Origin of the sequence: Chryseobacterium sp. 22532 (assembly GCF_052044665.1) — a bacterium.
GTDB classification, from domain to species: Bacteria; Bacteroidota; Bacteroidia; order Flavobacteriales; family Weeksellaceae; genus Chryseobacterium; species Chryseobacterium lathyri.
The window spans coordinates 185,967-199,423 of record NZ_JBQENJ010000006.1 but is presented as its reverse complement, the minus strand read 5'-3'; the positions used below and the strand labels follow the sequence as shown (position 1 = coordinate 199,423).

Genomic DNA, 13,457 nt, shown 5'->3' with positions numbered 1-13,457 from the left:
TCGAGAACCTCAGTCACCAGTCAAGTATAGATATATATCAGAAAACATAAAAATCCGGTCGCTTGGGAAACCTCAGCGACCTGATTTTTTATTATGGACCGGCTGACTTCAAGAACCTCAGTCAACAGACGTTAATAATTTCTGTCCAAAAAGATGGTGGCTGAGGCTCCCGAAACTATCATCTTTTTTTATTCCTCAATCGTTCTGAACGTAAGATTCACCCGTGGCGTTTTCACTTTGGTGGTCGGTGGCAGTCTGTGCAGCCAGTTTTCCTGAGTTGTTCCTTTCATGATCAGAAGGCTTCCGTTTTCAAGAAATATTTCTACTTTCTCTTTGGTTGTTTTATGCTTAAATAAAAACTTTCTTTCCGCCCCAAAAGTCAGGGAAGCAATAGCACCGTGTTTCTTAAGATCGGTTTCGCCATCGCTGTGATATGCCATTCCCTCACTTCCGTCGTGATATAAATTGAGGAGACAGGAATTATAAGTTTCGCCTGAAACCTCTTCACATTTTTTCTTTAATTCTAACAGTTCCGGAGTCCAGAATTTCGCCAATTTTGTCCGCTTTGAATAGGTATATTCAAAGGCTTTTTCTCCAAACCAGGCTACTTTTCTTTTTGTTAAAATTAATTTTCCGAAGATCATCGCCTCATCGTTTTCCCATGGAATCTGATTCAATAGATAATTATAGAAAAAATCTGATTTTTCCTTACTAAAAACTTTTCCATAATAATGGACGGTTCCGTCATGCGGAAGAATATTCAAAGGATATTCTGATATTTCTTCAAACAGGCTGTTCATGATTTTGATTTGTAAAAAGTATAATGGATTAGTAACTTTTAATTAATTCTTTAACCATAAAAGTCGTAAAATTTTTTAACACTTTAGTTTTTAAGCTATTATTAAAACATTGAATAAATTGCACTTAAGTTTTTGAAAAAAACTAAGATTTTTATTCTGTAATAATATTTTAAATATATGATTTGCAGTATTTACATCAAAAGGAACGGACTTTAGTCCGTTTTATAAATAAAAACATCAATCTGGCTTTAGCCAAAACTTAAATCAGATTAAGGCAACACGGAATCTAATCTCCAGCGTAAACCTGCGAGCTTTCCCACCCCACGATCAGCTGCTTTCTTCCGCTACCCCATCGGTAACCTCCAATATTTCCGGTAGACTGGATCACACGGTGACATGGAATAAGAAAAGCTACAGGGTTGCTGCCAATCGCTGTTCCAACAGCTCTTGAGGCATTCGGGTTTCCTATTTTCTCAGCAAGATTTCCATAGGTGGAAAGTTTCCCCATTGGAATAGAAAGAAGACTTTCCCATACTTTAAGCTGAAAATCTGTTCCTTTTAGATGAAGTTTAATCGTGTTCAGCTTCGTCCAGTCTTTATCAAATATGGAGAGGGCATTTTTCTGCAGGGCATCCTGTTTTTCAAAAAAAGAAGCATTGGGAAATTTAGCATATAAATTCCCCAATGCTGTTTCTTTATCGTCTTCAAAAGCCATATAGCAGATCCCTTTTTCCGTAGATGCTGCCATTACATATCCAAAAGGACTTTTGGAAAAACTGTAATTGATGTTCAGGCTTTTTCCGCCGTTTTTATATTCCGCAGGAGACATTCCTTCTATATTCACAAACAGGTCATGAAGCCTGCTTGTGCTGGAAAGTCCCGTCTCGTAAGCGGTATCAAATAAAGTCGCTTTCTCTTCCTTCAGCAAATTTTTAGCATGTTCAAGACTGATGAACTGTAAAAATTTCTTAGGACTTGTTCCTGCCCATTCTGTAAATATCTTCTGGAAATGAGCCGGACTCAAGTGAATATTCTCTGCCACTTCCTCCAAACTTGGCTGAAGCCTGAAATTGCTCTGGATATATTCTATCGCTTTGGCAATTCTGTTATAATCTATCTGACTTTGTGCGGACATACTATTTCTTTTTTACCTCACAAATTTCCAAAGAATATAGGGCAGAAAAAATCTGATTCTTGCGGAATTTTAGTTATTGTTATAAATATGGTTGTAAGCAAGCATTTTATAATATAATTTAGCTGCTAAGAAAGCTGTTGGCTTAGCCATCGGAGAATCCATTAATTCTACAATATCGAACGCCACTACATTACATTTTTCAAATACTTTTCTCAACAATTCCAGAGTTGGGTACCACTGAAGTCCACCTGGTTCCGGAGTACCTGTAGAAGGAGCAATTGACGGATCAAAAGCATCAAGGTCGATGGTGATATATACGTTTCCTGAAACTTTTTCTAAAACATCATTGATCCAGTTGTCATTGTTCGCGATCTCATGGGCAAAAAATACTCTTCCTTCCGGCAGATATTGAGCTTCTTCAGCATCCATGGAACGGATTCCCACCTGAACCAGGTTATGCTTCTGATTCGCTTCAAAAACCGCACATGCGTGGTTAGAAGTAGACCCATGGAATTCAGGACGCAGGTCGGTATGAGCATCCAGCTGAAGGACTGTAAGATTTTCAAACTTCTCTCCTACCGCACGGATAGAACCGATAGAAACCGAGTGCTCCCCTCCAAAAAGTGTAAATACTTTTCCTTCGTTGTTCAAAAGCTCTTTTGTTTTTTGGTAAACGGCTTCTGTCATTGCTTCAGGACTTGAATTTTCAGAAATTTCTCCTGCCAGATATACACCGTCAAGGAAAGGCTCAGTTCCTGTTTCAATATCATAAAGCTCCATGTTTTCTGAAGCATCTAAGAATAATTCAGGGCCTTTATCAGCTCCTTTTCCCCATGTTGAAGTTCCATCGTAAGGAACAGTTACCAGCATTACTTTAGAGTTCTCTAGCGTTGCATTTTCTTCAGGAATTCCTGCGTATGTTCTCATGTTTTATTTAAAAATTTAAATGATTTAAAGATTAAATGATTTCACAAAGATACAAATAGTCGTTGAGTTATAAATCAAGAGTGATGAGCTCCGAATTTTTTAATTCTAAAATCTTTTTAATGTTTAAATTTTAAAAGTTATTTTTGTAAAAAACAAAATATGTCCTTAAAAGCTGTTCTTTTCGATATGGACGGGGTTATTGTAGATACGGAACCACTGCACAGAAAAGCTTATTTTGCCACCTTCAACGAACTGGAAATTGCTGTTTCCGAAGATCTTTACACTTCTTTCACAGGAGCTTCCACAAAAAGAGTCTGTGAAACGCTGATTCATAAATATGGTTTAAGCCAAACTCACGAAGCCATTGCCGGCATTAAAAGATCATACTTCAAAGATTATTTTGATAATGATGAGGAATTTGATCTGATTCCGGGAGTAAGGGAATTGATCCAACATTATCATGAAAACGACATTAAACTTATCCTCGCTTCTTCGGCTACAATGACGACCATCAATATGGTTTTTGAGAAATTCGGGCTTGAAGATTATTTCAGCGGGAAAATAAGCGGTGCCGCTCTAAAGGAATCCAAACCTCATCCTGAAGTATTTCTTCTCGCAGCACAAATGGCAGAAGAACCGGTAGAAAACTGCATGGTTATTGAAGATTCCACCAACGGGATCCTTGCCGCCAACAGGGCGAAAATTTTCTGCGCCGCCTACAGAAGCCCGCATTCCAAAAATCAGGATTATACTTTAGCGGATATCGTAGTTACAGATTATGAAGAACTGGAGCTGGATAAGCTTTCAAAATATTTTTAAAAGAAAAAGCTCTCAAATGTTGAGAGCTTTATTTTTCACAAAAATCTTAATGATTAAAATTGAAACATTAAGAAGCAATTTAAATTGTTAAGAGTATTAAGATGAGATTGCTTTATCACTCCCATTCCTCGTTATACTAGTAACCCAGAATTTTCAGAATATCTTCAGGTTCCTGTTTTTCACGAAAAATTTCGTACTGAAGTTCTCCGTTTTCGTCTTTCTGGATCAGGACGTGTCTCGGCTGAGGCATCAGACAGTGGTGAACTCCACCATATCCTCCGATTGTTTCCTGATACGCTCCTGTATGGAAAAATCCGATATACAGAGGCTTTGTATCGCTGAAAACCGGCAGATAGATTGCATTCGTATGCTGTTCAGAATTATAATAATCATCTGAATCACAGGTTAGTCCTCCTAAGAATACTCTTTCATAAGTATCTTCCCATCTGTTCAATGGAAGCATGATAAAGTGTCTTGAAATTGCCCATGTATCAGGAAGTGTGGTCATGAATGAAGAATCGATCATATTCCACTTCTCTCTGTCATTCTGACGCTTCTGAGAGATGATTTTATAAAGGTTTGCACCGCTTTCCCCTACGGTAAAGCTTCCGAATTCTGTATAAATATTAGGTTCTTCTACTCCTTCTTCTTCACAGAACTTTTTGATCTGAGAAACGATTTCCTCTACCATATATTGATAATCGTACTCGAAGTTTAAAGATGTTTTGATCGGGAAACCACCACCAATGTTCAGTGAATCCACTTCCGGAGCAATCTTCTTCAAACGTGCGTATACACGGAGACATTTATATAATTCGTTCCAGTAATAAGCTGTGTCTTTGATTCCTGTATTAATGAAGAAGTGAAGCATTTTCAGCCTTGCATTCGGATGCTCAGCGATTTTCTGGCTGTAGTAAGGGATAATATCTCTATACCCGATTCCTAATCTTGAGGTATAGAATTCAAATTTAGGCTCTTCCTCTGAAGCAATTCTGATCCCGATATCGAAAGTGGTATCTATACTTTCGGTAAGCTTATCCAGCTCACGGTAGTTATCCAGGATTGGGGTAATATTTTCAAAACCGCTGTTGATCATTTCTGAAATTTTCACCAGATAATCATCGGTTTTGAATCCATTACAAATGACTTCAATATTTTTATCTACTTTTCCTTTCTCATAAAGAGATTTTACAATGTCCATATCATATGCTGAAGAAGTTTCGATAGAGATATCGTTCTTAAGAGCTTCTTCCAGCACAAAATTGAAATGACTGGATTTTGTACAGTAGCAGTAGGTATAATTCTTTTTATATTCGGCTTTCTCAAAAGCTTCCTTAAACCAGCTTTTCGCCTTCTGGATATTTTGAGAAATTCTTGGCAGGTAGCTAATTTTTAGCGGGGTGCCAAATTTTTCAACGACTTCCATTAAAGGAACATCGTGAAATAACAAATTGTTCTCAGAAACATTAAATTCTTCCGTAGGAAAATATAATGTCTGATCAATAAGTTCCGAGTACTTTATTTTCATTTCTTGACAAGTGAATTACGAAATGCAAAATTGCTAAAAAAGTTTGATTTTTAAGCGTTAAATTTATTATAAATTTCAAAACAGGATCAGACAAAAACCTGAACAGATTATTAATTTGTAAACTTCTTAATGTATTCTTCCCTCTTATCTGCCGAAATTCCCAATACCTGTTGAATATAAGTGTCGGTGGAACCATATTTCTTATTGATTTCATCAAAAGCTGCATCGAGATAAGCGATTTCTACCCAGCTCAGTTTTTCAAGGACCTTCACATCCATCTTGGGATATAGAAAATGTAGATTATTTGCCAGATTTAGTCTTTTCAGGACCAATTTCTCTCTGTAATTATTGGATAAAAGATAATCATTGTAAATTGTTTCTTTATCAAACTTTAGAATAGTCAGAATTAAAGCCGTTGTGATTCCTGTTCTGTCCTTTCCTGCGGTACAGTGATAGAGAACCGGCTGATCGGATTCCAGGATTTCAGTGATGATTTTTTTGATCACTTCCGGGTTTTCCGTTATATATTCACGGTAGAAATCAATCATTCTTTTATCAGCATCGGAACCATTAACTTTTCCTTTTAAAACAAGCTTTTTAGCTTTGGTCAGCTGGTCTCCCTCATCTTTAAAGGCTGAATATTTTTTATAAATGATGTCATCGGGAAGCTGATCCGGCTTATCAGATATTTCTTTTGAATTTCTAAGATCAATGACTTCTTTTATTCCCAGGCTTTGCATTTCTTTGAAGGATCTTTTCCTCAATTGGTGAAGATGACCACTTCTGTAAAATTTTCCTGCTTTTAAAGTTCTGCCTTCAGTATTTTTAATATTCCCGACTGTTCTGAAATTGTATACTTTTTTGATTTCAATAGATTTCCCTGATTTATTTTTCCCATATTCAGGTTGGATAAAATCCTGTGTTTTACAGGAAAAAACACAAAATGCTGCGATAAGCAGAACCGATATCTTTATGAATTGTTTCAATATATTCCGGGATATTCTATTTCATTAATTCCTACAAAAAACAACAGATCTCCGGACTGATACTGAATGGAAACTTCATCTTCAACCGCAAAATTTCTTGTTCCTATTCTTGAAGTGATACTTAAATTCCCGTTCGCCAAAGGCCAGTTCAATCCTGTTGTTGTTATATTTTCAACCGACGGAAAAGGATACAATGAGATCATTCTATTCTTAACTCCTTTTATTTTAAAATCCTGCGGGACAAAATAATATTCAGAAAAATCATCATAGAATTTTATCCCCAACCGGTCTTTAAATGCATAAGCAACGGTAAGGTTCCCTAAAAAATGATCCTGCTCGCCGCCACTTCCCCCGAAAACATCTACAGAAAGACATCCCCTTTCTAAAATAATTTCCAAAGCTTTATGAAAATCTGTTTTGTCCTGATCCAGGGTAAGAATAAATTTTTCCTGGTAAACATCTTCATCTGCTCCTGAATGGGAATCGAAATCACCGGAAATAAAATCCAGCTTGTCTAAAGGAAAACCCAACTGCTTCAGATAATGAAAAGCGCCATCCGTGCAGGCAATTAAGCCATACTGATCCGGGTTTGGAAAAGTTTTGGGATGGTCTCCGTTGATGAAAAGTAATGCTTTATCTTTCATTCGGATTCCAGTATTCTTCCGGTTCGTTGTTGATTTTTGAAATATATCTTGCTAAAACAAAAAGGTAATCAGAAAGCCTGTTCAGGTACTTGATGAGCTCTGGACGTACTTCTTCAGATTCATTCAGGAAAACCAGAGATCGTTCCGCTCTTCTGCAGATGGTTCTTGCAGCATGTAAAAATGTTGCAGATTTTCCACCACCGGGAAGAATAAAGTATTGAAGGGGCTCCAGCTTTTCTTCAAAAGCATCCATCCACTGCTCCAGCTCTTCGATCTCAGTGTCTGAAATAATCAGTGGCAAACGGGATTTTCCGTTGGCCAACATTAATTTATCAACCGGCGTTGCAGCTTCTGAGCCTACCGTAAACAGATCAAACTGAATTTTCTTCAACTGTTTTAGAACCTCTTCATCTTCAATATGACTTTTAGAAATACCAATGAATGAATTAAGCTCGTCTATATTTCCGTAGCTGTCCACTCTTGCACTGGCTTTGGAAACTCTTGTTCCGCCGTATAATGCAGTCTGACCTTTATCTCCTGTCTTTGTATAAATTTTCATACTACTAAAGTACTTTTTTTTGTACAATGTAAAAAGTAAAATGTAGTAATAACTTCCTATTCTATCTGAAAAAATGATTAACTGACATTAGGAATTAATGTCAGTTAATATTTGTACATGTGGGTTTTTACATCTTTTGAGATTGCTTCCTCTTTGGTAAGCATGACAAAGCAAACGCCAGTTCCTTTATTTATAGATTAAAAAGTATAATTAACATTGAGCTGAAAAGTTGTTCCGTTAAATCCGAACTGATTCACCTCCCAAGGATATTTGAACCTTCCTCCAAGATCTGTTACTACATCGCCTTTGCTGTCTATTACATCCGGATAAATATTAAATAAATTATTTACGACTCCGGAAACTTTAAGATCTTTGGTGATTTTATACGTTAAAACGATGTCAGTAATTACTTTACCGGAAAATGTCTGATCTTTGACAGGATCAGTTGCATGCTGCCATGTAACAGAACCAAAATAAGTATTATTAAGGTTAAAGTTAAACTTTGAAATGTCATACGAAAGACTAAGAATAGTTTTTGTTTTTGGCCTTGCAGAGGTAATTCTAGATTGTTCTTTTCTATCAAAAAAGTTTTCCGAGTAACCATTTTCAGCCAAAATAGGCGGAACGGCAATATTATCTACTATTTTAGTTTCGTTATAATTGAAAGCAGCAATAACTCCCAATCTTCCTTTGCCAATAGCGGAAGTATAATAATTAGCTACGAAATCTATCCCCTCAGTAACTGTATTTACAGCATTAGTGAAAAACTTCAAGGAGGTTATTTTATTATTATCTAATATTACTTCCACAGGGTTTGTTATATCCGGACTACCCGGAGCACCGGTTTTGTAACCAATATCTCCTGAGAAAAGTACCCGGTCTTTAATTTTTATTCTATAATAATCTGCTGTAATCGTCAGGTTTTTAAAGGGTTTTATGGCAAATCCCCCAGTAATGTTAAAGGCTTTTTCAGCATTTAATTTTTGTACCCCAAGATCAGATCTTACAATTTGAGAGTCATTGTTAAAAGTACCCTGATTAGCTACCGTATTCCCTGTAATTTTGGTTTGAACATTGGAATAATAAATCTGGTGTAATGAAGGTGCCCGAAATCCTGTAGAAACAGACCCACGGAAAACTAATTTATCATCTAACAACTTGTATCTTGCATTTCCTTTCCAGGAAACATTATTTCCAAAATCACTGAAATTTTCATATCTCACAGTTCCTCCAAGTAACAGGTTTTTCGTAACATCCCATTCAGCATTCATATAAGCTCCAATATTCTGACGATTTTTATTGACTTCATTTTGAGACTGCAGTCCTGGAAACGATTCTGCACCACTTCCTATATAAGATGCCTCTTCTCCTGCCTTCGCCTGATAGTTTTCATTACGTACTTCAACACCAGCTCCTAAAACAAATGCACCAAAATTTCGGTTGATGTCTATATTTCCTATAATATTACTAAACTGATGACCACCTGCTTTAAAACGGGTTGGTGAATTTGCTCCCAAAGACGTATTAATCGTGTTTCCTACAACATAATCTACTGCATTAGAGCCAAAAGTTGCACTCCCATCAAAACTCCATTTTCCAAACATTCCCTTCCACCCGGAGGTTAAATTATAATCATAAACATCCGTTTTAAATTCCGGCTGAAATCCATTATAAGGTTGCCCTTTTGGAGTTAATAAACCAAAATCTGAAGTTACCCAATAGGGTGTTCTATACAAGCCAAAACTAGTTCCATTCCTGTAAGTTGTACCACCAAAAGCATAAAACTTGCCTGTTTCACCTGTTGGCAATTCAAAATTTACAAACATATTGGCCACTTTTGTCTCCGGCTGCCCTATAATCATTCCTAAACCAGGATTAGCCTGCGTCCAGGCATTATCAACACCAAAAAGTTCATCTTTTGTAACAGAACCTGCGCGGTTAGTTTTATTTTGGGAAGAATATCCCAATGTAAGGTTCAAACTTCCATTTTTTGCAACTCTGATTCCTGTATTAAAATCTGCTCCGATATTAAAGCCGTCTCCTTCTGAAGTAATACCTGAAAAAAGATTGACTGTACTTTTTCCAACGCTGTTCTTAAGAATAATATTGATCACTCCTGCAATAGCATCAGAGCCATATTGTGCAGATGCACCATCTCTCAATACTTCTACATTCTGTAAGGCGGCAGATGGAATACTCTTCAGATCCGTACCTACCTCACCTTTTCCCGGCGTATCATTTACATAAATTAAAGCGCTTTGATTTTTTCTTTTACCATTAACCAAAACTAATGTTCTGGAAGGCCCTAATCCTCTTAAATCTGCCGGATCAAAATGAGCCGTTGCATCAGAAACGGTTTGCTGTGATGAATTAAAAGATGGTACCGAGTACGTCAAAGCTTTATCAAAAGTAATTTGTCCTGTGGATTTTAGCTGTACTGCCGAAATATTATCAATAGGAATTGCTGATGTAATGATGGTTCTAGGTTTAGTTCTACCTGTAGTAACCACAACTTCATCTATACTATTTTCTTTTACACCTTCCTGAGCATATACCATAGTACCCGCTCCGCTTAATACTAATACACAGATTTTTTTATTAAATAATTTTCTTTTCATATATTGTTAATAATTCAATAAATCTAGTAAAAATATCAATATTAAACACAAAAAATAAAAATATAATAAAAATCCCTTTCCCAACTTATGCAAAACATATTATCCTATAAAAATTAAGAATTGATTTACAAAACATTAAGTAGCTTATTAATAATCTGTAAAAGAAATAGTAATAACTTCCTATTCTGTCTGAAAAAGTGATTAGTAGACATTAGAAATAAAAATGATTTCCTTCTAATATGTAGTTTTCAACAGATTAAGATTGCTTCGCGAATAGTTCGCAATGACTGTGTACAAAAAATGACCGGAAAAATCCGGTCACTTACAAATTATTTATTTACCTCTACATATTGTATGACGGTCTGGTTTTTGGGGTTATAGATTATTGTACTGTTGTTGGGAAACCTTTTCAGCTTATAATATTCTATATTTTTATCGTTTTTGATATCCTCCAGGAAACTGGTATCAATAGTATTTTCAGGAAGGAATTTAGAGACAAAGCTTATTTTGTCAATGATGCTTTGTCCGTCTATTTTACGGGCTGTTTTGTCTGATTTGTTTTCGTCGGAAGAAGGCTGCTTTTCCAGAAAAGGAAGCAGTACTGCGATATCCGATTTATATTTGAAAATATAGCCTTCGGAACCGTTAGGGAATTTAAATTTCTTTCCGGTCTCTTCTGAAACTACAGGCTTTCCATCATCGGGAAATACCTGGCTGAACTTTACATCCTGGGAATTCGTTAAAGAATTAATTGATTCACTGACTGTTTTCTTCACTGTTTCTTCAACTGCCTGCTGAGCTTTCTGCTGTACAGTTTCAGTAGTTTTCTGAACAGTCTGGTCGATTTTTTCTTCGATTTTATTACATGACAGTAATAAAAGAGCTGGAATAACAGGTAAAATATACTTCTTCATTTTAAAATTCTAATAGGGATCAATTTTTTTTACCCATACATTTTCTCTCTAACGGAAAAACAGGTATAGATATTTTAATAAAGAAATAAAATATTTTTTTAATATCAAAAATCCTACTGACAAACTGTTGTCATAATGCTGTCATACCTTTGTATCAACAATAACAAACTAAACAATACAATTATGACAACTACAGCAACAGCCACAAAACAGTTCATGACATCCGATCAATTATTAGAGCACTGGCAAGGACACAGAAATCTGACAAGAAGAGTAATAGAAGCTTTTCCTGAAAAAGAATTATTTGAATTCTCTGTAGGAGGCATGAGACCTTTCGCAAAGCTGGCAGTAGAACTGATCAGTATCGGAGGATCTGCTTTGAAAGGAATAGTTGATAAAAACATGGAAGCCTATAATGAGGAAGGATTCAACCCAAAAACAAAAGAAGATATCCTGAAAAAATGGGATGAAGAAACAGAAGTGATCAACCATTATTTCAGCCTGATTACTGAAGAGCGTTTCCAGGAAACCTTCAATTTATTCGGACAGTATGAATTCCCGGTATATCAGAATATTCTTTATTTCGTGGATAATGAAATTCATCACCGCGGACAGGGTTATACCTATCTGAGAGCATTAGGAATTGAACCTCCTTTTTTTTGGGAGAGATTTTAGGATCATTAATGCCTTTATTTAGACTGAAAATGATAATTCAATCCAGGCAAAAAGATGAAACAGCAGAATCAAAATTATTCAAATTATCCATTCATTAAGTATAGACACCCCGATTTTGTTGTTTCTGATTTTTGTCATTCAGTTGAAGTGAAATTTTTTATTCAGATGATATAAATTTCTAAAACTCGGGCTTCACGAATGTGAAGCCCGAGTTTATGTTTTTTATTCCAATCTTTTTGAAATATTTTCCGCCAAATTTCTGAGCTTTGTTTTTAATGATTCCGGCTCCAAGATAGTTGCATAATCTGCAAAAGTGATCAGCCACCTCGGAAAACCTTCATCTATCCATTCTGTATCAAAGATCATTTCCATTCCATTTTCCGTTTCCGTTTCTTCAATAAACCCATAATATCTCCTGGAATTTACGATATGTCCTATTATTTTTTTCTCAACTAAAAGCCTGACCCTTGTTTTCTCTCCGCTTGAATACCTTCTGTAATCATTGATCTGTCCGTATTCCTGGGAAAAAGGGTTCTGGGTTTTGAAAATCTGCAGAATCCTGTCAACACGAAACTGCCTGAAATCTTTTCTCATGGTACAGAAAGCCATAATGTACCAATAATTGAATTCAAAGAAAATACCAACAGCTTCAATGGTTCTGTTCGTCACCCGGGAATCAACTGTTTTATATTCAATAATCAGCTGTGTTTTATCTGCAATACTTTCCAGAATGGTGGGTATCACATTTTTGATCGTATCATTTGTCTGTGGATGGTGATTATAAACATCGATCTGTTTTTCAATATTCAGGATCAGGTTTTTATCTGAATTCCGAAGCACAGAGCGGACTTTCTCCATGGCCATCTGGTAATGGCTTCCAAGGCTTTGGTGAGAAAATTTCTGCATTAGTTTTTCCGCAGTGATGAAGCTCAATACCTCTTCTTTTGTAAACATAATGGGCGGAAGCTTATAACCGTCCATCAGGGAATAGCCGTTTCCCGCTTCTCCTATAATGGGAATTCCGGCATTTTCCAGCGTTTTCACATCCCGGTAGATCGTACGGATGCTGACATCAAATTTTGCAGCAAGGTCCTGTGCCCTTACGGTCGGTTTTGACTGTAATTGTGTGAGAATAGCCGTTACTCTGTCGAGTTTTTTAAGATAGTGATCGTTCATATTGTTATGGCAAATCTATCAATCTTTTTTGGTGTACAGAATATAAATTTAGGTGCTTTTTTATTATATTTAATTTCTTTATAAACAATATTGTTGAATATGAATTCTCCCCGTTTCACTCAAACCATTGAAAGTATTATAAAACCGGAACAATCTGTAATGGAAGCTCTGACATCAAATTTAGAAGCAAAAACTTACAGAAAAGGTGACTTTCTTTTAAAAGGAGATGAAACCTGCAGGTATTTTTATTTTCTTGAGAAAGGTCTGGTAAAGCTGTTTTTTGATAACGGCGATAAAGATTTTATCATGACTTTTTTTGCAGAAAATTCTTTTTTCACAGAACTGAACGGTTTTCTGACGGGCAGTGCTTCAAAATATATGATCGTTGCACTGGAGCCATGTGAAGTTTTGCGCATACACAAAAATGTTATTGAGGAACTATGTAAGAAATACCATACGGCGGAAACACTTTTCAGTAAACTGTATTCAAAAGCTCCGATCAATATGATGGGACGGATCAGCGAAATGCTTGAGGACGACGGTAAAAAACGATACAACAATTTTCTGAAGCAAAGACCTGATCTTATCCAAAGAATCAGTCTTGGGGACATGGCAGATTATATCGGGATCACTCAGGTTTCTTTAAGCCGGATCAGAGCACAGAAATAGTTTTTTA

13 protein-coding genes are annotated in these 13,457 nt (G+C 36.1%); 3 read left to right on the top strand and 10 right to left on the bottom strand.

What is annotated here, in order from left to right:
- Window positions 1-188: 188 nt before the first annotated feature.
- From ACTJIV_RS17135 to speB, 3 genes are all read right to left on the bottom strand, one after another.
- A complete protein-coding gene (locus ACTJIV_RS17135) occupies window positions 189-800 on the bottom strand; it encodes an alpha-ketoglutarate-dependent dioxygenase AlkB family protein (protein ID WP_336378812.1) in 612 nt (203 codons plus the stop codon).
- Window positions 801-1,086: 286 nt separating this feature from the next.
- A complete protein-coding gene (locus tag ACTJIV_RS17130; RefSeq protein WP_336378813.1) occupies window positions 1,087-1,935 on the bottom strand; it encodes a bifunctional helix-turn-helix domain-containing protein/methylated-DNA--[protein]-cysteine S-methyltransferase in 849 nt (282 codons plus the stop codon).
- Window positions 1,936-2,004: 69 nt separating this feature from the next.
- Window positions 2,005-2,862: an agmatinase gene (speB, locus tag ACTJIV_RS17125; protein ID WP_111956672.1), complete on the bottom strand. Its 858-nt coding sequence runs from the start codon at window positions 2,860-2,862 to the stop codon at window positions 2,005-2,007.
- Window positions 2,863-3,021: 159 nt separating this feature from the next.
- Between speB and ACTJIV_RS17120 the strand changes: the two genes are divergently transcribed.
- Entirely contained in the window at window positions 3,022-3,681 is a 660-nt protein-coding gene (locus ACTJIV_RS17120; RefSeq protein ID WP_440628860.1) for an HAD family hydrolase, read from the top strand.
- A 136-nt stretch (window positions 3,682-3,817) separates the two neighbouring features.
- On the opposite strand, the gene ACTJIV_RS17115 is transcribed toward ACTJIV_RS17120, so the two are convergent.
- The 6 genes from ACTJIV_RS17115 to ACTJIV_RS17090 all read right to left on the bottom strand — a co-directional run bounded on the left by ACTJIV_RS17115 (window position 3,818) and on the right by ACTJIV_RS17090 (window position 10,930).
- Entirely contained in the window at window positions 3,818-5,209 is a 1,392-nt protein-coding gene (locus tag ACTJIV_RS17115) for an arginine decarboxylase (RefSeq protein WP_111956668.1), read from the bottom strand.
- Window positions 5,210-5,319: 110 nt separating this feature from the next.
- Complete coding sequence (locus tag ACTJIV_RS17110; protein WP_440628859.1) at window positions 5,320-6,195, bottom strand: tyrosine-protein phosphatase; 876 nt, start codon at window positions 6,193-6,195, stop codon at window positions 5,320-5,322.
- Window positions 6,192-6,839, bottom strand: coding sequence for a thiamine diphosphokinase (locus ACTJIV_RS17105; RefSeq protein ID WP_440628857.1), 648 nt, complete (start codon window positions 6,837-6,839; stop codon window positions 6,192-6,194). The genes ACTJIV_RS17110 and ACTJIV_RS17105 overlap by 4 nt, the downstream gene beginning before the upstream one ends.
- Entirely contained in the window at window positions 6,829-7,398 is a 570-nt protein-coding gene (locus tag ACTJIV_RS17100; protein ID WP_116010911.1) for a cob(I)yrinic acid a,c-diamide adenosyltransferase, read from the bottom strand. The genes ACTJIV_RS17105 and ACTJIV_RS17100 overlap by 11 nt, the downstream gene beginning before the upstream one ends.
- Window positions 7,399-7,595: 197 nt before the next feature.
- Window positions 7,596-10,016 (bottom strand): TonB-dependent receptor plug domain-containing protein, encoded by a 2,421-nt coding sequence (locus ACTJIV_RS17095; protein ID WP_440628854.1) that lies wholly within the window; start codon window positions 10,014-10,016, stop codon window positions 7,596-7,598.
- Between the two features lie 329 nt (window positions 10,017-10,345).
- Window positions 10,346-10,930 carry a hypothetical protein gene (locus ACTJIV_RS17090; RefSeq protein ID WP_111956658.1) on the bottom strand — a complete coding sequence of 195 codons (585 nt, stop codon included), beginning with the start codon at window positions 10,928-10,930 and terminating at the stop codon, window positions 10,346-10,348.
- Between the two features lie 183 nt (window positions 10,931-11,113).
- On the opposite strand from ACTJIV_RS17090, the gene ACTJIV_RS17085 reads away from it, so the two are divergent.
- The gene (locus ACTJIV_RS17085; RefSeq protein WP_111956656.1) at window positions 11,114-11,605 is read left to right on the top strand and encodes a DinB family protein; all 492 of its coding nucleotides are present in this window, start codon (window positions 11,114-11,116) and stop codon (window positions 11,603-11,605) included.
- Window positions 11,606-11,827: 222 nt separating this feature from the next.
- Here the strand turns inward: ACTJIV_RS17085 and ACTJIV_RS17080 are convergent, their stop codons facing one another.
- Entirely contained in the window at window positions 11,828-12,781 is a 954-nt protein-coding gene (locus tag ACTJIV_RS17080; RefSeq protein ID WP_440628853.1) for a helix-turn-helix transcriptional regulator, read from the bottom strand.
- 99 nt (window positions 12,782-12,880) lie between these two features.
- Between ACTJIV_RS17080 and ACTJIV_RS17075 the strand changes: the two genes are divergently transcribed.
- On the top strand, window positions 12,881-13,450 hold the full coding sequence (locus tag ACTJIV_RS17075; RefSeq protein WP_111956652.1) for a Crp/Fnr family transcriptional regulator: 570 nt from the start codon (window positions 12,881-12,883) through the stop codon (window positions 13,448-13,450).
- The last annotated feature ends 7 nt before the right edge of the window (window positions 13,451-13,457 follow it).